General features: G+C 49.5%; 26 protein-coding genes and 1 tRNA gene. 17 read left to right on the top strand and 10 right to left on the bottom strand.

Annotated features, from left to right (window positions below):
• Positions 1 to 155 precede the first annotated feature (155 nt).
• Together NBA72_RS19230 and NBA72_RS19225 are read left to right on the top strand one after the other, a co-directional pair.
• Positions 156 to 1625: a C69 family dipeptidase gene (locus tag NBA72_RS19230; protein ID WP_023195817.1), complete on the top strand. Its 1470-nt coding sequence runs from the start codon at positions 156 to 158 to the stop codon at positions 1623 to 1625.
• 108 nt (positions 1626 to 1733) lie between these two features.
• Complete coding sequence (locus NBA72_RS19225; protein ID WP_023181920.1) at positions 1734 to 1871, top strand: hypothetical protein; 138 nt, start codon at positions 1734 to 1736, stop codon at positions 1869 to 1871.
• Here NBA72_RS19225 and NBA72_RS19220 read toward each other — a convergent pair.
• On the bottom strand, positions 1845 to 2015 hold the full coding sequence (locus NBA72_RS19220; protein WP_001111006.1) for a YlcI/YnfO family protein: 171 nt from the start codon (positions 2013 to 2015) through the stop codon (positions 1845 to 1847). The two genes, NBA72_RS19225 and NBA72_RS19220, sit on opposite strands and share 27 nt — an antisense overlap.
• Positions 2016 to 2347: 332 nt before the next feature.
• Between NBA72_RS19220 and sopB the strand changes: the two genes are divergently transcribed.
• Positions 2348 to 4033 (top strand): SPI-1 type III secretion system effector inositol phosphate phosphatase SopB, encoded by a 1686-nt coding sequence (sopB, locus tag NBA72_RS19215; protein ID WP_042949586.1) that lies wholly within the window; start codon positions 2348 to 2350, stop codon positions 4031 to 4033.
• 16 nt (positions 4034 to 4049) lie between these two features.
• Positions 4050 to 4391, top strand: coding sequence for a type III secretion system chaperone SigE (sigE, locus tag NBA72_RS19210; protein ID WP_042949584.1), 342 nt, complete (start codon positions 4050 to 4052; stop codon positions 4389 to 4391).
• A gap of 9 nt (positions 4392 to 4400) precedes the next feature.
• On the opposite strand, the gene NBA72_RS19205 is transcribed toward sigE, so the two are convergent.
• Complete coding sequence (locus tag NBA72_RS19205) at positions 4401 to 4721, bottom strand: hypothetical protein (protein ID WP_077905117.1); 321 nt, start codon at positions 4719 to 4721, stop codon at positions 4401 to 4403.
• Between the two features lie 23 nt (positions 4722 to 4744).
• On the opposite strand from NBA72_RS19205, the gene NBA72_RS19200 reads away from it, so the two are divergent.
• The 3 genes from NBA72_RS19200 (at position 4745) to pipA (ending at position 7146) form a co-directional block, all read left to right on the top strand.
• A complete protein-coding gene (locus tag NBA72_RS19200; protein ID WP_071527456.1) occupies positions 4745 to 4981 on the top strand; it encodes a PagK family vesicle-borne virulence factor in 237 nt (78 codons plus the stop codon).
• Between the two features lie 387 nt (positions 4982 to 5368).
• Positions 5369 to 6244 carry an SPI-2 type III secretion system effector PipB gene (gene pipB, locus NBA72_RS19195; RefSeq protein WP_042949581.1) on the top strand — a complete coding sequence of 292 codons (876 nt, stop codon included), beginning with the start codon at positions 5369 to 5371 and terminating at the stop codon, positions 6242 to 6244.
• A 221-nt stretch (positions 6245 to 6465) separates the two neighbouring features.
• On the top strand, positions 6466 to 7146 hold the full coding sequence (gene pipA, locus NBA72_RS19190; RefSeq protein WP_000938180.1) for a type III secretion system effector protease PipA: 681 nt from the start codon (positions 6466 to 6468) through the stop codon (positions 7144 to 7146).
• A 135-nt stretch (positions 7147 to 7281) separates the two neighbouring features.
• Here pipA and NBA72_RS19185 read toward each other — a convergent pair.
• Positions 7282 to 7369: transfer RNA gene (locus tag NBA72_RS19185), tRNA-Ser, on the bottom strand.
• A gap of 394 nt (positions 7370 to 7763) precedes the next feature.
• Here NBA72_RS19185 and yccA point away from each other — a divergent pair.
• Together yccA and tusE are read left to right on the top strand one after the other, a co-directional pair.
• Entirely contained in the window at positions 7764 to 8423 is a 660-nt protein-coding gene (gene yccA, locus NBA72_RS19180; protein WP_000374046.1) for an FtsH protease modulator YccA, read from the top strand.
• 86 nt (positions 8424 to 8509) lie between these two features.
• Positions 8510 to 8839: a sulfurtransferase TusE gene (tusE, locus tag NBA72_RS19175; RefSeq protein WP_000904446.1), complete on the top strand. Its 330-nt coding sequence runs from the start codon at positions 8510 to 8512 to the stop codon at positions 8837 to 8839.
• Here tusE and yccX read toward each other — a convergent pair.
• The 3 genes from yccX to NBA72_RS19160 are packed head-to-tail and all read right to left on the bottom strand — an operon-like array spanning position 8836 to position 10519.
• Entirely contained in the window at positions 8836 to 9117 is a 282-nt protein-coding gene (gene yccX / locus NBA72_RS19170) for an acylphosphatase (RefSeq protein ID WP_000072884.1), read from the bottom strand. The genes tusE and yccX overlap by 4 nt on opposite strands.
• Positions 9118 to 9165: 48 nt before the next feature.
• The gene (locus tag NBA72_RS19165; protein ID WP_017440930.1) at positions 9166 to 9945 is read right to left on the bottom strand and encodes a helix-turn-helix transcriptional regulator; all 780 of its coding nucleotides are present in this window, start codon (positions 9943 to 9945) and stop codon (positions 9166 to 9168) included.
• A gap of 25 nt (positions 9946 to 9970) precedes the next feature.
• The gene (locus tag NBA72_RS19160; RefSeq protein ID WP_000859417.1) at positions 9971 to 10519 is read right to left on the bottom strand and encodes a YbhB/YbcL family Raf kinase inhibitor-like protein; all 549 of its coding nucleotides are present in this window, start codon (positions 10517 to 10519) and stop codon (positions 9971 to 9973) included.
• Positions 10520 to 10733: 214 nt separating this feature from the next.
• Here NBA72_RS19160 and rlmI point away from each other — a divergent pair, with 214 nt between their 5' ends.
• Positions 10734 to 11945 carry a 23S rRNA (cytosine(1962)-C(5))-methyltransferase RlmI gene (gene rlmI, locus NBA72_RS19155; RefSeq protein ID WP_000140480.1) on the top strand — a complete coding sequence of 404 codons (1212 nt, stop codon included), beginning with the start codon at positions 10734 to 10736 and terminating at the stop codon, positions 11943 to 11945.
• A gap of 57 nt (positions 11946 to 12002) precedes the next feature.
• The gene (gene hspQ, locus NBA72_RS19150) at positions 12003 to 12320 is read left to right on the top strand and encodes a heat shock protein HspQ (RefSeq protein ID WP_000561983.1); all 318 of its coding nucleotides are present in this window, start codon (positions 12003 to 12005) and stop codon (positions 12318 to 12320) included.
• 44 nt (positions 12321 to 12364) lie between these two features.
• On the opposite strand, the gene NBA72_RS19145 is transcribed toward hspQ, so the two are convergent.
• Positions 12365 to 12778: a CoA-binding protein gene (locus NBA72_RS19145; RefSeq protein ID WP_001537782.1), complete on the bottom strand. Its 414-nt coding sequence runs from the start codon at positions 12776 to 12778 to the stop codon at positions 12365 to 12367.
• 173 nt (positions 12779 to 12951) lie between these two features.
• On the opposite strand from NBA72_RS19145, the gene NBA72_RS19140 reads away from it, so the two are divergent.
• Positions 12952 to 13614: a DUF2057 family protein gene (locus NBA72_RS19140; RefSeq protein ID WP_000847719.1), complete on the top strand. Its 663-nt coding sequence runs from the start codon at positions 12952 to 12954 to the stop codon at positions 13612 to 13614.
• Positions 13615 to 13708: 94 nt separating this feature from the next.
• Positions 13709 to 14167: a methylglyoxal synthase gene (gene mgsA / locus NBA72_RS19135; RefSeq protein ID WP_000424187.1), complete on the top strand. Its 459-nt coding sequence runs from the start codon at positions 13709 to 13711 to the stop codon at positions 14165 to 14167.
• Positions 14168 to 14202: 35 nt separating this feature from the next.
• Here the strand turns inward: mgsA and helD are convergent, their stop codons facing one another.
• Positions 14203 to 16257 carry a DNA helicase IV gene (helD, locus tag NBA72_RS19130; protein ID WP_023228225.1) on the bottom strand — a complete coding sequence of 685 codons (2055 nt, stop codon included), beginning with the start codon at positions 16255 to 16257 and terminating at the stop codon, positions 14203 to 14205.
• 123 nt (positions 16258 to 16380) lie between these two features.
• Between helD and NBA72_RS19125 the strand changes: the two genes are divergently transcribed.
• Both NBA72_RS19125 and yccS read left to right on the top strand, forming a co-directional pair.
• The gene (locus NBA72_RS19125; protein WP_001261222.1) at positions 16381 to 16827 is read left to right on the top strand and encodes a YccF domain-containing protein; all 447 of its coding nucleotides are present in this window, start codon (positions 16381 to 16383) and stop codon (positions 16825 to 16827) included.
• Positions 16828 to 16845: 18 nt separating this feature from the next.
• Positions 16846 to 18999, top strand: a complete 2154-nt coding sequence (yccS, locus tag NBA72_RS19120) for a YccS family putative transporter (RefSeq protein ID WP_001726973.1) — start codon at positions 16846 to 16848, stop codon at positions 18997 to 18999.
• Here yccS and NBA72_RS19115 read toward each other — a convergent pair.
• A complete protein-coding gene (locus NBA72_RS19115) occupies positions 18986 to 19591 on the bottom strand; it encodes a TfoX/Sxy family DNA transformation protein (protein WP_001202375.1) in 606 nt (201 codons plus the stop codon). The genes yccS and NBA72_RS19115 overlap by 14 nt on opposite strands.
• A gap of 216 nt (positions 19592 to 19807) precedes the next feature.
• On the opposite strand from NBA72_RS19115, the gene sulA reads away from it, so the two are divergent.
• Both sulA and ompA read left to right on the top strand, forming a co-directional pair.
• Positions 19808 to 20317, top strand: coding sequence for an SOS-induced cell division inhibitor SulA (gene sulA / locus NBA72_RS19110; RefSeq protein WP_023195822.1), 510 nt, complete (start codon positions 19808 to 19810; stop codon positions 20315 to 20317).
• Positions 20318 to 20673: 356 nt separating this feature from the next.
• Entirely contained in the window at positions 20674 to 21726 is a 1053-nt protein-coding gene (ompA, locus tag NBA72_RS19105; protein ID WP_001670727.1) for a porin OmpA, read from the top strand.
• A 71-nt stretch (positions 21727 to 21797) separates the two neighbouring features.
• On the opposite strand, the gene matP is transcribed toward ompA, so the two are convergent.
• Positions 21798 to 22250: a macrodomain Ter protein MatP gene (gene matP / locus NBA72_RS19100; protein ID WP_000877172.1), complete on the bottom strand. Its 453-nt coding sequence runs from the start codon at positions 22248 to 22250 to the stop codon at positions 21798 to 21800.
• Between the last annotated feature and the right edge of the window lie 75 nt (positions 22251 to 22325).

The following is a 22325-nucleotide window of genomic DNA, read 5'->3' as shown; positions in this document are numbered from 1 at the left end:
TTCCCCTTCCCTGCCACAGGGCTGTGGTTATCAATACAACCTCAATAAAGAGAAAATAAAGGATGCCGGCAAAGAATATTGCTGGCTCGATCACTTTCTCGGTTTCCAATCCAGGGTCAATTCATCCCATAACGCGTTATTCAGTGGGAACCTTTATGAAAAAGTATCTTGCATTCGCCGTTACGCTGCTGGGTATGGGTAAAGTCATCGCCTGTACTACCCTTTTGGTAGGCAATCAGGCTTCGGCTGACGGCTCCTTCATTATCGCGCGCAACGAAGATGGCTCGGCAAATAACGCCAAGCATAAGGTTATTCACCCCGTCGCGTTTCATCAACAAGGCGAGTATAAAGCACATCGGAACAATTTTAGCTGGCCGCTTCCGGAGACAGCGATGCGCTATACGGCGATTCATGACTTTGATACTAACGATAACGCCATGGGTGAAGCCGGTTTCAATTCGGCGGGCGTCGGAATGAGCGCAACGGAAACCATTTATAACGGCAGAGCGGCGCTGGCTGCCGATCCTTACGTGACAAAAACGGGAATCACGGAAGACGCCATTGAGTCCGTGATCCTGCCAGTGGCGCAATCGGCGCGTCAGGGCGCCAAATTACTGGGAGACATTATTGAACAAAAAGGCGCGGGCGAAGGTTTCGGCGTCGCGTTTATTGATAGCAAAGAGATATGGTATCTGGAGACGGGAAGCGGCCATCAATGGCTGGCAGTACGACTTCCGGCAGATAGCTATTTCGTTTCCGCCAATCAGGGACGTTTACGGCATTACGATCCGAATGATAATGCGAATTATATGGCGTCACCAACGTTAGTAAGCTTTGCGAAAAAGCAGGGATTATATGATCCGGCCCGCGGCGAATTCGACTTTCATCAAGCCTATTCGCAGGATAACAAAAACGATACCACCTATAATTATCCGCGCGTCTGGACGCTACAACATCAGTTTAATCCGCATCTGGATACGGTCGTTAGCGAAGGGGAAACATTTCCTGTTTTTTTAACGCCAATAACGAAAATTAGCGTGGCGGCAGTAAAAAACGCGTTACGCAATCACTATCAGGGAACGTCGCACGACCCTTATGCCAGTCATAATCCACAAGAACCATGGCGACCTATATCCGTTTTTCGTACCCAGGAGTCGCATATTTTACAGGTCAGACCGAAATTACCGCAGGCTATCGGTAACGTAGAATACATCGCCTATGGAATGCCATCTCTTAGCGTCTATCTCCCCTATTATCAGGGAATGCGTCATTATCAACCCGGAGATGATAAAGGAACCGATCGGGCGAGCAACGACTCTACCTACTGGACATTCCGCACGTTGCAAACGCTGGTTATGCAGGACTACAATGCGTTTGCGCCAGATGTGCAACACGCCTGGAAAACATTTGAACAGCAAACAGCTAAGCAGCAGTATAAGATGGAGCAGAGCTATCTGAGATTATATGCGTCGCATCCGAAAGAAGCGCAACGCTTACTGCAAAATTTTGAAGATAAAACGATGCAAAATGCGCAGACGCTCGCCCGTCGCCTGACCAATAATATTATTACGACAATGGCTTACCGCACAGATATGAAATATCACTTTTCAAGTACGCAACCATAAATTCAATGACAATCTATTAGCCACTCATACACAATAAGATAAAGCGGCACCAGAATTAGCCAGATATAAAAGACAATAATTATTATGGATTCATAGAGAGGATAGTTTATGACACTCCAGGCAAATATCAGCAGAGAGACAAAAGCGGCAAAAACCCAGGAGGTATATAAGCACGTTGTTCTTTTCAAAATGGCCGCCTCCTCTCACATAAAACGACAACTACAGCTTATGTCCCGTGTTACATAACTTTTCCCGACAGGCCTCTTTTACCCATGCTGAAAAATTCCGCGTCTTTTCAGATTTCAACGCGAATTCTATCTGTTCAAGCATGGAATAGGAAAAACGAATATTCTTCGTCACGGTCTTACTTGTCCGGGGCTTTGCTGGCATACACACACCTGTATAACATTTGATGTAACGCCGTTACTTTACGCAGGAGTAAATCGGTGAATTTGATCTGAGTCAAGAAGGTGGTTTTTCAATAAAAGTTGTGCCCTAAATTGTGAAGTTTGTAGATTTTATGAACATTTGGTGTACCGATCTCCCCCCATGATCGCCACTACGTATGGACGTCAGGATGCCTCCCCGCCTGATCAGAAGCGTTTCCTCATTAAAAAGGACATTTTTTTAAAGTTCCTGGCGCATAAAAGTCACATCCTTTTAAAGGGTTGTTAACCCTGTTGAATGTTCCCACTCCCCTATTCAGGAATATTAAAAACGCTATGCAAATACAGAGCTTCTATCACTCAGCTTCACTAAAAACCCAGGAGGCTTTTAAAAGCCTACAAAAAACCTTATACAATGGAATGCAGATTCTATCAGGCCAGGGCAAAGCGCCGGCTAAAGCACCCGCCGCTCGCCCGGAAATTATTGTCCTGCGAGAACCTGGCGCGACATGGGGGAATTATCTACAGCATCAGAAGACGTCTAACCACTCTCTGCATGACCTCTATAACTTACAGCGCGATCTTCTCAACGTCGCGGCAACCGTTCTGGGTAAACAAGACCCGGTTCTAACGTCAATGGCAAACCAAATGGAGTTAGCCAAAGTTAAAGCGGACCGGCCAGCAACAAAACAAGAAGAAGCCGCGGCAAAAGCATTGAAGAAAAATCTTATCGAACTTATTGCAGCACGCACTCAGCAGCAGGATGGCTTACCTGCAAAAGAAGCTCATCGCTTTGCGGCTGTAGCGTTTAGAGATGCTCAGGTCAAGCAGCTTAATAACCAGCCCTGGCAAACCATAAAACATACACTCACGCATAACGGGCATCACTATACCAACACGCAGCTCCCTGCCGCAGAGATGAAAATCGGCGCAAAAGATATCTTTCCCAGTGCTTATCAGGGAAAGGGCGTATGCAGTTGGGATACCAGGAATATTCATCACGCCAATAATTTGTGGATGTCCACGGTGAGTGTGCATGAGGACGGTAAAGATAAAACGCTTTTTTGCGGGATACGTCATGGCGTGCTTTCCCCCTATCATGAAAAAGATCCGCTTCTGCGTCAGGTCGGCGCTGAAAACAAAGCCAAAGAAGTATTAACTGCGGCACTTTTTAGTAAACCTGAGTTGCTTAACAGAGCCTTAGCGGGCGAAGCGGTAAGCCTGAAACTGGTATCCGTCGGGTTACTCACCGCGTCGAATATTTTCGGCAAAGAGGGAACGATGGTCGAGGATCAAATGCGCGCATGGCAATCGTTGACCCAGCCGGGAAAAATGATTCATTTAAAAATCCGCAATAAAGATGGCGATCTACAGACGGTAAAAATAAAACCGGACGTCGCCGCATTTAATATGGGTGTTAATGAGCTGACGCTCAAGCTCGGCTTTGGCCTTAAGGCATCTGATAGATATAATGCCGAAGCGCTACATCAGTTATTAGGCAATGATTTACGCCCTGAAGCCAGACCAGGTGGCTGGGTTGGCGAATGGCTGGCGCAATACCCGGATAATTATGAGGTCGTCAATACATTAGCACGCCAGATTAAGGATATCTGGAAAAATAACCAACATCATAAAGATGGCGGCGAACCCTATAAACTCGCACAACGCCTTGCCATGTTAGCCCATGAAATTGACGCGGTGCCCGCCTGGAATTGTAAAAGCGGCAAAGATCGTACAGGGATGATGGATTCAGAAATCAAGCGAGAGATCATTTCTTTCCATCAGACCCATATGTTAAATGCGCCTGGCAGTCTTCCGGATAGCGGTGGACAGAAAATTTTCCAAAAAGTATTACTGAATAGTGGCAACCTGGAGATTCAGAAACAAAATACGGGCGGGGCGGGGAACAAAGTACTGAAAAATTTATCGCCAGAAGTGCTCAATCTTTCCTATCAAAAACGAATTGGGGATGAAAATATTTGGCAGTCAGTAAAAGGCATTTCTTCATTAATCACATCTTGAGTCTTGAGGTAACTATATGGAAAGTCTATTAAATCGTTTATATGCCGCGTTAGGCCTGGATGCGCCAGAAGATGAGCCACTGCTCATCATTGATGATGGGATGCAGGTTTATTTTAATGAATCCGATCATACACTGGAAATGTGCTGTCCCTTTATGCCATTGCCTGACGACACTCTGACTTTGCAGCATTTTTTACGTCTTAACTACGCCAGCGCCGTCACTATCGGCGCTGACGCAGACAATACTGCTTTAGTGGCGCTTTATCGCTTGCCGCAAACCAGTACCGAAGAAGAGGCGCTCACTGGTTTTGAATTATTCATTTCAAACGTGAAGCAATTGAAAGAGCATTATGCATAATTTAATACGTCAACATACTTTCTTAATGAGATAAAACGCGATACGTATGCCCTTTACAAGAGATAAAACCAGAATCTTTGGTGGAAATGTAAGGGGCAAACGTTCCTCTTTCTCATTTTGCTCTGTTTGCGGGAGCATTTTTAGTGTGTAAGTATTCCTGCTCATCAGGTTTTTACGCCATCTACGCACATTTATTCTGCTATAAGTTGAAATGCTGCAAAAAATATTGGTACTTATTATTTTTTCTTTAAGTAAATTTTCGCTCAACAAACTTAATTGTTTATTCAATGATGATGAAGCGTAAGCTATGCTGGAAATGAAGGAAGTCAATAGCAAGGATAATCTGATTATTCATGGGTGATATTATGAGACATCGTATATTTTTACCATTGCTTCTGGTGTTGTCGGCTACAGCCTTTTCGGCATCGGCGATGGCTGCCAGTGATTCCCCCCCACCACCAGATAATACAAAACACGCCTCCCGTGACTGGCCACCAGACCCCGAAGCATTGATTCGCCCACGCTGGTGTGACAACTGGCCATCAGATATAGAGATACCAGATTTTTGGTGTCAAGTATGTGGTTGTTAATTTTTTACAGAAAACTATAACAACCATATCAGAACTGAGGGTATATCTGGTCATGTATGTTTCATCAGTTCCTGGTGAACTGAATATGACTTCAGGCTGGCGTGTTTTATTAACGTCAGCCTGATTTTTTACAACATCATATGACTGGCTCACAGGCACAGCCAGCGCGTTCTATATCTAAGCTGGTGATTGTAACGACCCCGACAGTACTCTTTCACCGTTATGGCAGAAATCATCGCCTCTTGTCAGGTGCCTGACACCTACTCATACTCAACCAAAGCTCTAAATACAAAAATCACCTTATATCCTTTTTTATTATTCCTTGTATAAATGTGACTTGACTCACACCTATAAGGAATCGACTCACATCTATAAGAAGGAATCAAAATGCCAATAACTAACGCGTCCCCAGAAAATATATTAAGATATTTGCATGCGGCCGGTACCGGTACGAAAGAAGCAATGAAAAGTGCAACTTCACCACGCGGTATACTGGAGTGGCTTGTCAATTTTTTTACCTGTGGTGGAATAAGAAGAAGCAATGAAAGATGCTTTCGGGAGGTAATTGGAAAACTGACCACATCATTATTATATGTAAATAAAGATGCTTTCTTCGATGGTAATAAAATATTTCTGGAGGATGTCAACGGGTGTACTATATGTCTGTCATGTGGAGCAGCATCCGAAAATACGGATCCCATGGTCATTATTGAAGTGAACAAAAATGGAAAAACTGTAATGGATAAAGTTGATAGCGAGAGATTTTGGAATGTATGTCGAATGTTAAAGCTGATGAGTAAACATAATATACAACAGCCTGATTCACTTATAACCGAGGATGGTTTTCTGAACCTGCGCGGAGTAAACCTGGCTTATAAAGATTTCCAGGGGGAAGATTTGTCAGAAATAGATGCTTCTGATGCAGATTTCCGTGAAACAACTCTTTCTAATGTAAATTTAGTCGGTGCAATTTTGTGTTGTGCAAATCTACACTCTGTAAATCTAATGGGTTCAAACATGACTAAAGCAAACCTGACTCACGCAGACCTGACTTGCGCTAACATGTCCGGTGTAAACTTAACCGCTGCAATTCTATTCGGCTCAGACTTAACTGACACCAAACTAAATGGTGCAAAATTAGATAAGATAGCTCTAACTTTAGCGAAAGCATTAACAGGAGCCGATCTGACAGGTAGTCAACATACCCCTACTCCACTCCCGGATTACAATGATAGAACTCTTTTCCCCCATCCGATATTTTAGTCGAGATAAAGGGATTTTATAAACAAGAAGTATTCAAACAGAGGCCCCCTTGTTTTATTAAATAAACCCCGCCCCTAAGTTTCATTATAAATAACATTTTCAGCGTATTACTTGTTGGCTTTGTCTGAATCATAGCGTTATCTGTATGTGGCACATTAACTAAAAACACTATTATTGTTTAATTTAAATAATTCATAATTGTAGTCAGGAAATAAGAAGTTATGCTTCCGGTCACCTACAGATTAATACCTCAAAGCGGAGTATCCACATATGGATTAAATACCGCAGATACACCTGTTTTCCCCGATATTCCCGAACATGCACCAAACCCCTCACGGCTACGCCTTGCTCATGACAGCCTTGCCATAAACAGTGAATTCCGTCTGGAGCCAGAGTGTGTGGTGGAGTACCTTATCTCAGGCGCGGGTGGAATAGACCCTGATACAGAAATTGATGACGACACTTATGACGAATGCTACGATGAACTATCCTCCGTACTTCAAAATGCGTATACCCAAAGCGAAACATTCCGCAGACTGATGAATTACGCATATGAAAAAGAACTACATGATGTGGAGCAGCGCTGGCTACTGGGGGCAGGCGAAGCCTTTGAAACTACCGTGGCTCAGGAACACTTCAAACTTTCAGAAGGCAGGAAAGTTATTTGTCTCAATCTGGACGATTCTGATGATTCATATACCGAACATTATGAAAGTAACGAAGGACCACAACTTTTTGACACAAAACGTTCATTTATTCATGAAGTTGTACATGCACTGACCCATCTTCAGGATAAAGAAGAAAATCATCCAAGAGGCCCTGTTGTCGAATATACCAACATTATTCTGAAAGAGATGGGGCATCCTTCACCTCCCAGAATGGTCTACATCTTCAATAAATAGACACATCGGGAAACGAAAAGAAACTAAAAACCCGCGTAGTCCGTTTTTTCGGGAAATGTTCTAGCAGTATTTTCTAACTATATTCTAAGCGCCAAAAAACAAAGGGGTTACCTTTCGGTAACCCCTTGTTTAATCTGGCGGAAGCGCAGAGATTCGAACTCTGGAACCCTTTCGGGTCGCCGGTTTTCAAGACCGGTGCCTTCAACCGCTCGGCCACACTTCCGGAATGAGGCGCACTATAAACATCCCGGTGCGTCATGTAAAGACCGAATGTGTTCGTTTGCGTGAAAAACAGGCAAAATTTCGTTAATTGACTGAAATAGCGGCACATTGACCATTTCTTCAACACAAAAACTGGCTTAATACGTGTTGATCGTCCCCACTGTTTTACCGCTGTGATTATCAATTTTTTATCGGTAACGCGTGGTTGGCGCTGCCGCCTGTTTTATGGCGTAGCGCCAGGCATGAGCAGACCGTTTTAACGACGGTAATCACCTGAAATCTCTTAAGGAAACTAAACGTAAACGAATGCGTAAAGATGGGTAAAACCACTGGGTGACAGTGACTGTTTTTATTATTCTCCTTTATTAATTACATCTGTCATAAGAGAGTGACTAATGGATCGTATCATTACATCATCGCGTGATCGTAGCTCGCTACTGAGTACGCACAAAGTACTGCGCAACACCTATTTTCTGTTGAGCCTGACGCTGGCTTTCTCCGCAATTACCGCGACAGCCAGTACGGTACTGATGCTGCCCTCCCCCGGCCTGATTCTGACGCTGGTCGGTATGTATGGGCTGATGTTCCTGACCTATAAAACCGCCAATAAGCCGGTCGGTATCCTGTCTGCTTTTGCGTTTACCGGCTTCCTCGGCTATATCCTGGGCCCGATTCTTAACGCCTATCTGTCAGCAGGCATGGGCGATGTCATTGGCCTGGCGCTGGGTGGGACCGCGTTAGTATTTTTCTGCTGCTCCGCTTACGTTCTGACCACCCGTAAGGATATGTCTTTCCTGGGCGGTATGTTAATGGCCGGGATCGTCGTCGTGCTGATTGGTATGGTGGCGAATATTTTCCTGCAACTGCCTGCATTGCACCTGGCGATTAGCGCGGTGTTTATCCTGATTTCCTCGGGCGCTATCCTGTATGAAACCAGTAACATCATTCACGGCGGTGAAACCAACTATATTCGTGCGACCGTCAGTCTGTACGTTTCGCTGTACAACATCTTTGTCAGCCTGCTCAGCATTCTGGGCTTCGCCAGCCGCGACTAATCGACATTCCCCTCTTCCAGCCCTGCTTATGCAGGGCTTTATTTTTTGCTACACTGCCGTCCGTGTTGATTACGCAGTGAAACGTTATGTTGATCTTTGAAGGTAAAGAAATCAGTACTGATAGCGAAGGCTATCTGAAAGAGACGACGCAGTGGAGTGAAGCGCTGGCAGTCGCTATCGCCGCCAATGAAGGCATTGAGCTCTCTGCGGAACACTGGGAAGTCGTGCGCTTCGTGCGCGAATTTTACCTGGAGTTTAACACCTCTCCCGCCATCCGAATGCTGGTAAAAGCGATGGCGAATAAGTTCGGCGAAGAAAAAGGCAACAGCCGCTATCTGTATCGTCTGTTCCCGAAAGGCCCGGCAAAGCAAGCGACCAAAATCGCCGGTCTGCCCAAACCGGTAAAGTGTATTTAATACCGAATACTAAAGCCTGTTAGCGTCTCGCGAGGGCTGTGCGGTTCAGTGAGGATTTTGTCCACACGAGCAGAGCGCGGCCCGCCCTCTTTCAGCCACTTGATGAGTTTTTCCACCTGCGCCGCGTCGCCACAGGCCACCACTTCTACGCTTCCGTCATCCATATTCTTCGCATAGCCGGTTAACCCCAGCCGCTGCGCCTCATGCTGCGTGGTATAGCGAAACCCGACGCCCTGAACGCGACCATAAACCCAGGCGATAATGCAGACGTTCGACATGATGGTTCTCCTTTCATAATCAGTGGTGGAGGCTCATACAGGACATACTTAACGTACCTGACTGGGCAGACACCCATAATGTTGGCGGAATCTGGCCGTAAATCTCGACCCCGACAGGTAGCCGCACCGTAGCGCTATTTCGCCGATCGGCAGCGTCGTCGATTGCAGTTGAGAAAGCGCGCAGGACATGCGCACCTCTTCAACAATTTGTCGATAACTCTGCGATTCACGCTGCAAACGCCGACGCAGCGTCGATGTTCCTATAGCAAGACGGCGGGCTATCTCCTGGGCTGTCCATAGCTTAGCAGGCGAGAGCATAATCAGTTGCCGCACCTGCTCCGTGAGGGTGTAACGCCGTTCAATAAGCAGCGGTCCCGCCGCGCCATCATGTAAAAGCGCTAACAGTAACCCCATCGCCTGATGTTCCTGTAGCCCAACGGGTAAACCCTGGCGCACAGCATCCAACACGTTCTCCCACATAAATGTCAGGCTACGGCTCATCGGCGTACACAGCGATGTCAGGTTTGCCGGTGGATAATCCTGAACGTACATCGTTTTAAAGCGAGCAATAATCTCCGGTGAAAGTAACAACAGGTCGGAGCGAAAACCGTTCTGCGCAGGCTGATTAATAATCTCCAGCGGCGTGTTCGCCGGAATAATAATCAACTCGCCCGGCCCGGCGACAAGGCGGCTATCATCCTGAATGATGACTTTACTGCCCTGCGTAATATGGCAGATAGCGGCGGAAAAAAGCGTAACACGATGCAAACGATGCAGATGACTGGAACGCACCTCTGCCGTCGTAAGATCCTGATGTCGAATATGCATCTCCTGCACCGTGCCGTCCTCTATTTTATCTTCCGTATGTGGCCGTGAATTGTGCTTTCGCAATCACATGCGCGTTAAGCATAAACCCTACCAACGCGCCACTCGACTCACTGTCGAGCGGCAGTGTTGCCGTATTCAGCGCCCACACAGTAAACTGATAGCGATGAGGCTTATCGCCCGGCGGCGGACAGGCGCCGCCAAAGCCAGCATAACCGAAATCATTCCGTCCCTGCACCACTCCAGCGGGTAACGTTTTTTTATCAGCCCCCGTCGGCAGGTCGTGAATCTGCGCAGGAATATTCACCATCGTCCAGTGCCACCAGCCGCTTCCGGTGGGCGCATCAGGATCGAAGACGGTAATAGCGTAGCTTTTGGTTCCGGCAGGCGGATTGCGCCAGCTCAGCTGCGGCGAAATATTTTCTCCGCTACAACCAAATCCTTTAAAGACATGCTGTTGCGTTAAACGAAAATCCGCCGGAATATCCGCGCTACTGAGGCTAAACGCCGACGCGGCAGATACGCCGCCACTCAATGCCATCATTGCGGCTGCGGTCAAAGAGAAGACTGTTTTCATTGTATTTCCTTCTTCATGTAAAGAAATAACACTATAAAAAGCGCCCACTGAAGAAACTGTGCCTTTACGATTCTATTTTGTGCAGAAACGCTCACCGCCATACGCTGGTGATTGCCTCTCTCATCTGTGCTACCCTACGCGCCATTTCGTTTTCACGGTCCCTGGCTGGAGCTATCATCCGGCTCGCGTCACTGTTTGTGAGAGGTTACTCCGCATGACTGAATCTACATTTCCGCAATATCCCCGTTTAGTCCTCAGCAAAGGGCGAGAAAAATCTTTACTCCGCCGCCACCCATGGGTCTTTTCCGGCGCCGTCTCCCGCCTGGAAGGCAAAGCCAACCTCGGTGAAACTATCGATATCGTCGACCATCAGGGAAAGTGGTTAGCACGCGGCGCCTGGTCGCCAGCATCCCAGATCCGCGCGCGCGTCTGGACATTTGATAAAGCAGAATCCATTGATATTGCGTTTTTCACCCGCCGCCTGCGCCAGGCGCAGCAGTGGCGCGACTGGCTGGCGAAAAAAGACGGCCTGGATAGCTATCGTCTGATCGCCGGTGAGTCCGATGGCCTGCCTGGCGTCACTATCGATCGTTTTGGCCATTTTTTGGTGCTGCAACTGCTCAGCGCCGGGGCCGAATATCAACGCGCCGCATTAATTAGCGCGCTGCAAACATGCTATCCGGATTGCGCTATTTACGATCGCAGCGACGTCGCCGTGCGGAAAAAAGAAGGGATGGCGCTGACGCAAGGCCCGGTCACTGGCGAACTGCCGCCTGCGCTTCTGCCAATTGAAGAACACGGTATGAAATTGCTGGTCGATATCCAGGGCGGCCACAAAACCGGTTATTATCTTGATCAGCGCGACAGTCGTCTGGCGACGCGCCGCTACGTGGAAAATCAGCGGGTACTGAACTGCTTCTCTTATACCGGCGGTTTTGCCGTGTCGGCATTAATGGGCGGTTGTCGCCAGGTTGTCAGCGTGGATACCTCACAGGATGCGCTGGATATCGCCAGGCAAAACGTTGAACTGAACCAACTGGACTTGAGCAAAGCCGAATTCGTGCGCGATGACGTGTTTAAGTTGCTGCGCGCTTACCGTGAACACGGCGAAAAATTCGACGTCATCATCATGGACCCGCCCAAATTCGTCGAAAATAAAAGCCAGTTAATGGGTGCCTGCCGGGGCTATAAAGACATTAACATGTTAGCGATTCAACTGCTCAATCCGGGCGGCATACTGCTGACATTCTCTTGCTCCGGACTGATGACCAGCGATTTATTTCAGAAAATCATTGCCGATGCCGCAATAGATGCCGGTCGTGATGTACAATTTATAGAGCAGTTCCGTCAGGCCGCCGATCACCCGGTGATCGCCACCTACCCGGAAGGGCTGTATCTGAAAGGGTTTGCCTGTCGCGTCATGTAACTTGAAAAGTGGAATAGTATCCTCATATAAAGGGTATCTATTTCCCGGGAGGTGACTATGATAGCCAGCAAATTCGGTATCGGCCAACAGGTCCGCCATTCCCTGTTAGGTTACCTCGGAGTGGTCGTCGATATCGACCCGGAATATTCGCTTGATGAGCCGTCGCCTGATGAACTGGCGGTTAACGACGAACTTCGCGCCGCTCCGTGGTACCACGTGGTAATGGAAGATGATGATGGTCAGCCAGTGCATACTTATCTGGCCGAGGCCCAGTTGCGAAGCGAAATGCGGGACGAGCATCCAGAACAGCCATCGATGGATGAACTGGCGCGTACCATTCGCAAGCAGCTTCAGGCGCCGCGACTACGTAACTGATTGTATTTAAAAGGCCGGAAAGCGATATCCGGCCATTTAAACTTTTATTTCGCCAGCCCCAGGCGAGGGATCTCAATCGCCGGGCAGCGATCCATCACCACGGTCATGCCTGCATCCCGCGCCAGTACCGCCGCCTGTTCGTTGATCACGCCAAGCTGTAGCCACAGCGTTTTTGCGCCGATGGCGATAGCTTCCTGCGCGACGCCCCATGCAGCTTCAGAGTTGCGAAAAACATCCACCATATCGACTTTTTCGGGAATATCCGCCAGCGTGGCATACCCCTGTTGCCCCAGCAATGTCTTACCCGCGACTTTTGGCGCAACCGGAATCACATGGTAGCCCTGTTCAAGCAGGTATTTCATTACCCGATAACTTGGACGATCGGGTTTATCGCTCGCACCTACCAGCGCGATAGTGCGAGTGGACGTCAAAACATCAGCAATATCGGTCTCTTTCATCATCTTTCTCCTGGCTGTTTTGCAAAGTGTACGACAAACCTGACATAGCAACCATTCATCCCATACCGATGTATGAGAGCAAAACGCCAAAATATGTCTATATGTTAGTAAACATGATCTAAGAAAAATTTCGATACATTATTAGCCAGACGGCCTTTGGACAGGAGAACCTTATGAAAACCGGCGCGCTAGCCACCTTCCTTGCTCTCTGTTTGCCGGTGACTGTTTTTGCCACAACGCTCCGTTTGTCTAATGAGGTTGATCTGCTGGTGCTGGACGGCAAAAAGGTATCCAGCTCTTTATTACGCGGCGCAGAGAGCATTGAACTGGAAAACGGGCCGCATCAACTCGTTTTCCGGGTGGAAAAAACCATCCGCCTGCCCGGTAATGAAGAGCGGCTTTATATTTCTCCGCCGCTGGTGATAAGTTTCGATACCCAACTGATAAGTCAGGTCAATTTCCAGCTCCCGCGGCTGGAAAACGAGCGCGAAGCCTCGCATTTTAACGCGGCGCCGCGTCTGGCGCTTTTGGACGGCGACGCCATGCCCATTCCGGTAAAACTCGATATTCTGGCCATTACTTCTACGGCTAAAGTGGTCGATTATGAAATAGAGACCGAGCGTTATAATAAATCGGCGAAACGCGCCTCGCTTCCTCAGTTCGCCACGATGATGGCAGACGACAGCACATTACTTTCCGACGTCTCAGAGCTTGATACCGTACCGCCGCAATCACAAACTCTGACAGAACAGCGGCTGAAATATTGGTTCCGACTGGCCGACCCGCAGACACGCCATCATTTTCTGCAATGGGCGGAAAAACAGCCGCCCTCTTGATATGAGTTGTCCCAGCACGCAATTTTTTTGTCTTTCTCTTGCAGCATCAAGCGCTTCCAGTAATCTGTAGACAGGTTAACTACGGAATCGAATTATGGAACTGACGACTCGCACCTTGCCGACGCGCAAACATATCGCGTTGGTTGCTCACGACCACTGCAAACAGATGTTAATGAACTGGGTGGAACGCCATCAGCCGTTGCTGGAAAAACACGTTCTTTATGCAACCGGCACCACGGGGAATCTGATCCAGCGCGCAACCGGTATGGACGTTAATGCGATGCTGAGCGGCCCGATGGGCGGCGACCAGCAGGTTGGCGCGCTCATTTCAGAAGGGAAAATCGACGTGTTGATTTTCTTCTGGGACCCGCTTAACGCGGTACCGCACGACCCCGATGTCAAAGCGCTACTGCGTCTGGCCACCGTATGGAATATCCCTGTCGCCACTAACGTCTCAACGGCGGACTTTATCATCCAGTCCCCGCATTTTAATGACGCTGTAGATATTCTTATTCCGGATTATGCGCGTTATCTGGCCGAGCGCCTGAAATAACCGCTACGCGGGCGGGATGCTGTACCGCCCGCGCTTTAGGGCTTCCTCGCCACTGGCACATCCAGCTGTTTAAGCGCCTCCACAAAGCGCGAGGGATTATCTTTATTAAAAAGCAGCCAGACCCGCGCGCGCGCGCGCGTCAACGCCACATATAACAAACGCCGCTCTTCAGCGTCCGGAAAATCCTCAACCTGAGGAAGAAGCGCACTTTCCATAATGGATTCGCGCGCCGGGGCGGGGAAACCGTCGTTACCCTCCTGCAATCCGACAAGAATCACGTAATCGGCCTGTTGGCCTTTGCTGGCATGGATAGTCATGAAGTCTATCTGTAACTTCGGCCAGCGAGTCGCCGCTTTTTGTAGACTCGCGGGTTTCAGATGGTGATAGCGCGCCAGCACCAGGATACGTTCATCTTCCTTCGCATAGCCGGATAATTTATCCAGTAACGCGTCCAACTGGCTTTCATCCAATAACGTCACCGCTTTTTTATCGCCTGGGGTCAGACTATTTAACGGTTTTTTAAGCTGGTGCGGATTCTGCTGTACAAAGCGATTGGCAATATCGCCAATCCGACTGTTAAAGCGGTACGTGGTGTCCAGGTGGCAATGCTCGCCCTCGCCGAACGTCTGATGAAACGCCGTCGTTAAGGAGAGCTGCGCCCCGCTAAAACGGTAAATCGCCTGCCAGTCATCGCCAACGGCAAACAGCGTAGTCTGGCTATTCTGCTTGCGCAGCGCCTCTAACAGCGCCGCCCGTTGCGGGGAAATATCCTGAAATTCATCGACCAGAATATGCTTCCACGGGCTGATAAAACGCCCTTTTTCGAGGATCACCATTGCCTGATGGATCAGCCCGGAGAAATCAACGGCATTTTCCGCTTTCAACGCGCTTTTCCAGGCCTTTAGCAGCGGCGCCATCAGCTTAATGCGTTTGCCAAACAGCTCGCGGCACTCCTCTGGCGCGCCAGCGATCATTTCTGCCTGCGCGCCGCCGTGCATACGCATCAAACTGACCCAACGATCCAGGCGAGGGGCCAGACGCCGCTGTAATGTCTCATCGTCCCAGAAATTACCTTCCGGCACCGCCCACTGCATCTCCTCTTCCAGCCACTGACGCCAGCCTTTGGCCTGCGCTTTTTTCTCGCTACACTGCTGACGCCAGGTGCGCAGAAATAGCTGATGCCGCGCGGTGGCGTCACTTTCCAGCTTACTGACAACCGGCGCTTTTTTACTGCCTTGCTGAATAATATACAGCGCCAGCGAATGGAACGTACGGGCAGTAATCTCTTCCGTATGTAAGCGCTCGCGGATACGCTCATCCATCTCCTCTGCCGCCTTGCGACCAAACGCCAGTAAAAGAATTTGCCCCGCATCTGCTTGTCCGCGCGCCAACAGCCAACCCGCGCGCGCCACCAGCACCGAGGTCTTACCGCTTCCCGCGCCCGCCAGTACCAGTAACGATGATTCGCCGTTAACCACCGCCCTGGCCTGGGAAGGATTAAGCGGAGAAGATTCTATCTGCGTAAAAAAGTCGGCATGCGCTTCCAGCATGGCATCAGCATACGCCTGATTATGCTGCTGCCGACTTCCCTCGCTATCCTGTAACCAGGCCAGACACTTACGCCATATCTCGCGACAGTGAGCAAACTCCTCCAGACGTGAGACCGGCAGCGGCAAGGCGGCAAACGTCTGGCGAATTTCGTGTTCCAGCCCCCGAACGCGTTCACGGGTAAGCCATTGGTTTTCGCCCGTTCGCTCACTAATACGCGCCCATTGCTCTTGTAATGCCTGCGCGGCGACATCACTCATCTCCTGGCTCCAGCGACGCCAGTGCGCGTCCAGATAGCGATGGAATTGCTGGGTTTCCGACCACTCGGTACCGTGCAAACGCACGACTTTATCCTCCGGCAGGACAAACTCCAGCTCGCCCCATACCAGCCCACGCTTACAGTGAATCGCCAATAACTGATTGAATGGAATAAGATATTCATGCCTGTCGCCAGACACTTTCACCCCAGCGTTGAGGATCACGGCACGATCATACGGGTGTTGCGCCAGACGTTTTCCAAGAGAAGTAGCTTTCAGTTCCATGACTCAGCGAATCCAGACGTAAAGATGTGCTTATCAGTGTAACCGCCAGAGAAAACGTGCTCCAGTCTAAAAAAACGTTACAATTGCCCGCAGTGATAGAAAACCGGAATGAACTGAGGGTTTATGCGTACCGTTCTGAATATTTTAAACTTTGTACTGGGCGGCTTTGCCACTACGCTGGCCTGGCTGCTGGCGACGCTGGTCAGTATTGTGCTTATTTTTACCCTGCCGTTGACCCGCTCCTGCTGGGAGATAACCAAACTGTCCCTGTTCCCTTACGGTAATGAAGCCATTCACGTTGACGAACTTAATCCGGCGGCGAAAAGCGTATTAATGAATACTGGCGGTACCTTGCTGAATATTTTCTGGTTACTTTTTTTCGGCTGGTGGCTATGCCTGATGCACATTGCCTCCGGTATCGCGCAGTGTGTCACTATCATCGGGATACCTGTCGGTATTGCGAACTTTAAAATTGCCGCGATTGCGCTTTGGCCTGTCGGTCGCCGCGTCGTCTCTGTAGAAACCGCTCGCGCCGCGCGAGAAGCTAACGCGCGCCGCCGTTTTGAATGATCGGGACAAATAGCCTTTATGTTAAGTCCGTTGATTCGCCGTTATACCTGGAACAGTACCTGGCTGTATTACATCCGCATTTTTATCGCTCTGTGCGGCACCACCGCCCTGCCCTGGTGGCTGGGCGACGTCAAACTGACCATCCCGCTCACGCTCGGTATGGTTGCCGCGGCGCTAACCGATCTCGACGACCGCCTTGCCGGACGCTTGCGTAATTTAATCATTACCTTAATTTGCTTTTTTATCGCGTCGGCTTCTGTGGAGCTGCTCTTTCCCTGGCCGTGGCTATTTGCGTTGGGCTTAACGTTATCCACCAGCGGATTTATTCTGTTGGGAGGACTAGGGCAACGCTATGCCACCATCGCGTTCGGCGCGTTACTCATTGCCATCTATACGATGCTGGGTACCTCTTTATATGCGCACTGGTATCAGCAACCACTGCTCCTGCTAGCAGGCGCAGTATGGTATAACCTACTGACGCTAACCGGGCATCTGCTATTTCCGATCCGCCCGTTGCAGGATAATCTGGCACGCAGTTACGAACAGTTGGCGCACTATCTGGAACTGAAATCACGTCTGTTTGATCCTGATATTGAAGATGAAAGCCAGGCGCCGCTCTATGATTTAGCGTTAGCGAACGGGCAGTTAATGGCGACGCTGAACCAAACGAAAGTGTCGTTGTTGACTCGACTGCGCGGCGATCGCGGTCAACGCGGTACGCGCCGCACCCTCCATTACTATTTTGTGGCGCAGGATATTCATGAACGCGCCAGTTCTTCGCATATTCAATACCAGACGCTGCGCGATTATTTTCGCCATAGCGACGTCATGTTCCGCTTTCAGCGTCTGATGTCGATGCAGGCGCAGGCCTGTACGCAGCTGGCGCGCTGTATCTTACTGCGTACGCCGTACCAGCATGATCCGCGTTTTGAACGCGTCTTTACCCACATTGACGCCGCGCTTGAACGTATGCGCGCCAGCGGCGCTTCTTTAGAGCTGTTAAATACGCTTGGATTCTTATTAACCAACCTACGCGCCATTGATGCGCAACTGGCGACGATCGAGTCGGAGCAGGCCCAGGCAATGCCGCGCAATGAGTCAGAAAACCAGTTGGCTGATGATAGCCTGCACGGGTTTAGCGACATCTGGCTGCGTCTGAGCCGTAATTTTACCCCGGAGTCCGCTCTCTTTCGCCATGCGGTACGCATGTCACTGGTATTGTGCATCGGTTATGCTCTCATCCAAATTACCGGGATGCGCCACGGGTACTGGATATTGCTCACCAGCCTGTTCGTTTGTCAGCCTAACTATAACGCGACCCGCCATCGCCTTGCGCTCAGGATTATCGGCACGTTGGTAGGCGTTGCGATCGGCCTGCCGATTTTATGGTTTGTCCCTTCGCTTGAAGGACAGTTAGTTCTGCTGGTGATTACCGGCGTGCTTTTCTTCGCATTCCGTAATGTGCAGTATGCCCATGCGACGATGTTCATCACCCTGCTGGTATTACTCTGCTTTAACCTCCTGGGCGAAGGCTTTGAGGTAGCGTTACCGCGCGTCGTCGACACGTTAATTGGCTGCGCTATCGCCTGGGCTGCGGTCAGCTTTATTTGGCCGGACTGGCGCTTTCGCAACCTTCCCCGGGTACTCCAGCGCGCCACCGATGCTAATTGCCGCTACCTTGATGCGATCCTTGAGCAATATCACCAGGGACGGGATAACCGCCTGGCCTATCGCATTGCCAGACGCGACGCGCACAACCGCGATGCAGAACTGGCATCCGTGGTTTCTAATATGTCGAGCGAACCCGACGTCACGGCTGAAACCCGGGAGGCGGCGTTCAGGCTGCTTTGCCTCAATCACACTTTTACCAGCTATATCTCCGCCCTCGGCGCGCACCGCGAAAAGCTCAGTAATCCGGACGTGTTGGGGCTTCTGGATGACGCGGTCTGCTACGTTGATGATGCGCTCCATCATCAACCTGAAGACGAACAGCGCGTACACCAGGCGCTGGAGGGTTTAAAGCAGCGAGTTCAGTCGCTGGAAACACGTCCGGACAGCAAAGAACCTCTGGTTGTTCAACAAATTGGTTTGCTCATTGCCTTACTGCCCGAGATTGGACGCTTGCAACGGCAAATTTCACCGCCGACTTCTACATTAATTACCCAGCCGTAAGCGAATGAGCCCAGTCGGCAAGCTCCTGGCGACGACTCGCCGGGAGCGCCGCTTCATGTACGCCGACAATTGCGCCTTCCAGGGCATACAAAACTTTCACCGTCAGCAAGGGATTGCTTTGTCGCAACCTTAGCCAGCACATTTTCGCGCCCAGTATGCGTAACATATTTTCGTCCTTTATCCCTGACTCATTGAGCAATGTTTCCAGATGGAAGGTCATATTGGGGAGATCTTTGAGTCTGTGCTGTAAAATACGGCTGTGTTTTTCCTTCATTGCCGCGTCAAGAGAATACTTCGATAAACGTACCAGCTGCTGCTGATCGCGCCACAGGCTTTCATCCACCCGGTAATAGTTGAGCATAACGGGACGTCCACATTTCATAAACATGAGCCAGGCGGGAGGATGCTTCACACAGTAGGGTACGCTTTCTTCACAGGCGCGGAGATAAAGCTCGCCATTAGCCACCATCGCAAAGACGGTATCCTCCACGGTCAGACTATAGCTACCGAATAAAGATCGATACTGGATCGTCCCCAAAGAGGCCAAATATTCTTGCGATTTATAGATCCTGTCATAAGAGAGTGCTCTCATAAAATTCCTTTTAAATCATAAAGTAAAAGAATGATTTGCAGTAACGGATCCGTTAATGACGAAAATAGGCAACTTATACTCCGCGAGCAAGATGATTTTTATTTTTGACGCCACTAAGAATAAAAATTGCGAGACAGTTTCCGAAAATAGAGTTGATCTTTCATCGCCACAGGGGTACTGTATGAATATACAGTAACTCACAGGGCTGGATTGATTATGTACACTTCAGGTTATGCAAATCGTTCTTCGTCATTTCCTACCACTACCCACAACGCTGCGCGCACCGCTACGGAAAATGCCGCGGCAGGACTGGTCAGTGAAGTTGTCTACCACGAAGACCAGCCCATGATGGCGCAACTCCTGCTTTTGCCTTTACTCCGTCAGTTAGGCCAACAATCACGCTGGCAGCTCTGGCTCACGCCGCAGCAAAAGCTCAGCCGTGAATGGGTACAGTCTTCAGGTTTGCCATTAACGAAAGTGATGCAAATTAGCCAGCTTGCGCCTCGTCATACGCTGGAGTCGATGATCCGCGCTTTGCGTACAGGAAATTACAGCGTGGTAATTGGTTGGATGACTGAAGAACTGACAGAAGAAGAACATGCCAGCCTGGTTGAAGCAGCGAAGGTAGGTAATGCGGTAGGGTTTATCATGCGCCCTATACGTGCGCACGCTTTACCCAGGAGACAGCATTCCGGGCTAAAAATTCACTCTAATTTGTATCATTAAGTAAAATTAGGATTTATCCTGGACTTTTTTTTACGCGAACGTATCTCCTTTGAGTGCTAACGTTTTTTTTGTGAGAACGCTTGTCAGAAGCGGTTTCCGCAATTTTTGCTGTACGATTTATCATCTGAAACTGTTAAATGATGTGTATATCCGTCATGTTTTTTTCACATGTCTGACGGAGTTCACACTTGTAAGTTTCCAACTACGTTGTAGACTTTACATCGCCAGGGGTGCTCAGCATAAGCCGTAGATATCGGTAGAGTAACTATTGAGCAGATCCCCCGGTGAAGGATTTAACCGTGTTATCTCGTTGGAGATATTCATGGCGTATTTTGGATGATAACGAGGCGCAAAAAATGAAAAAGACAGCTATCGCGATTGCAGTGGCACTGGCTGGTTTCGCTACCGTAGCGCAGGCCGCTCCGAAAGATAACACCTGGTACGCTGGTGCTAAACTGGGCTGGTCTCAGTACCATGACACCGGCTTCATTAACAATGATGGCCCGACTCATGAAAACCAACTGGGCGCAGGTGCTTTTGGTGGTTACCAGGTTAACCCGTACGTTGGCTTTGAAATGGGCTACGACTGGTTAGGCCGTATGCCGTACAAAGGCGACAACATCAATGGCGCTTATAAAGCTCAGGGCGTTCAGTTGACCGCTAAACTGGGTTATCCAATCACTGACGATCTGGACGTTTATACCCGTCTGGGTGGTATGGTATGGCGTGCAGACACCAAGTCTAACGTCCCTGGCGGCCCGTCTACTAAAGACCACGACACCGGCGTTTCCCCGGTATTCGCGGGCGGTATCGAGTATGCTATCACCCCTGAAATCGCAACCCGTCTGGAATACCAGTGGACTAACAACATCGGTGATGCCAACACCATCGGCACCCGTCCGGACAACGGCCTGCTGAGCGTAGGTGTTTCCTACCGTTTCGGCCAGCAAGAAGCTGCTCCGGTAGTAGCTCCGGCACCGGCACCGGCTCCGGAAGTACAGACCAAGCACTTCACTCTGAAGTCTGACGTACTGTTCAACTTCAACAAATCTACCCTGAAGCCGGAAGGCCAGCAGGCTCTGGATCAGCTGTACAGCCAGCTGAGCAACCTGGATCCGAAAGACGGTTCCGTTGTCGTTCTGGGCTTCACTGACCGTATCGGTTCTGACGCTTACAACCAGGGTCTGTCCGAGAAACGTGCTCAGTCTGTTGTTGATTACCTGATCTCCAAAGGTATTCCGTCTGACAAAATCTCCGCACGTGGTATGGGCGAATCTAACCCGGTTACCGGCAACACCTGTGACAACGTGAAACCTCGCGCTGCCCTGATCGATTGCCTGGCTCCGGATCGTCGCGTAGAGATCGAAGTTAAAGGCGTTAAAGACGTGGTAACTCAGCCGCAGGCTTAAGTTTCCGTCTGATAAAAAACCCCGCGTCGCGGGGTTTTTTGCTCTGGTCTGGATGACAACGCCTTTCAGCGTTACTTCTTGCCTAATAACGCCTGTAAGTCCTGCTTTAACGTGGTCATTTGCGTGGCATATTTCTCTTTATGCTCCGCGTCTTCTATCAGTTGCACTATCGTTTCGGATAATGTTTTACCGCGTCGCTGCGCAAGGCCCGCCAGACGCTGCCAGACCATAAACTCTAAATCGATAGATTTTTTGCGCGTATGCTGATGTTCCGCATTGAAGTGTCGTTTGCGTCTTGCCCGAATGGTTTGTTTCATCCGATTAAGCAAGGCAGGATTCATATGCCTGTCTATCCAGACATTTACCCGCACCGGTTCATTTTCGAGGGCCAACAACAAATTGACGGCTTCCTGGGCAGCACTGGCTTCCACGTAGCGGGTGATCAACTCCCCTTCGCGGTGCTTTTTCACCAGATATTTCCATTTCCAACCGCTTTCAAGATTTTCAAGTTGTTGATATTTCATTGTGATCCCAATGTTACCGTGTAACTGTTATCAGAATATCAGTTTTTTAGCCATCTGAAGAAAAGAATCTCGAAC

The organism is Salmonella sp. NW1250, assembly GCF_051812965.1.
Lineage (GTDB): Bacteria > Pseudomonadota > Gammaproteobacteria > Enterobacterales > Enterobacteriaceae > Salmonella > Salmonella enterica.
This window is presented reverse-complemented; position numbering and strand designations above follow the sequence as displayed.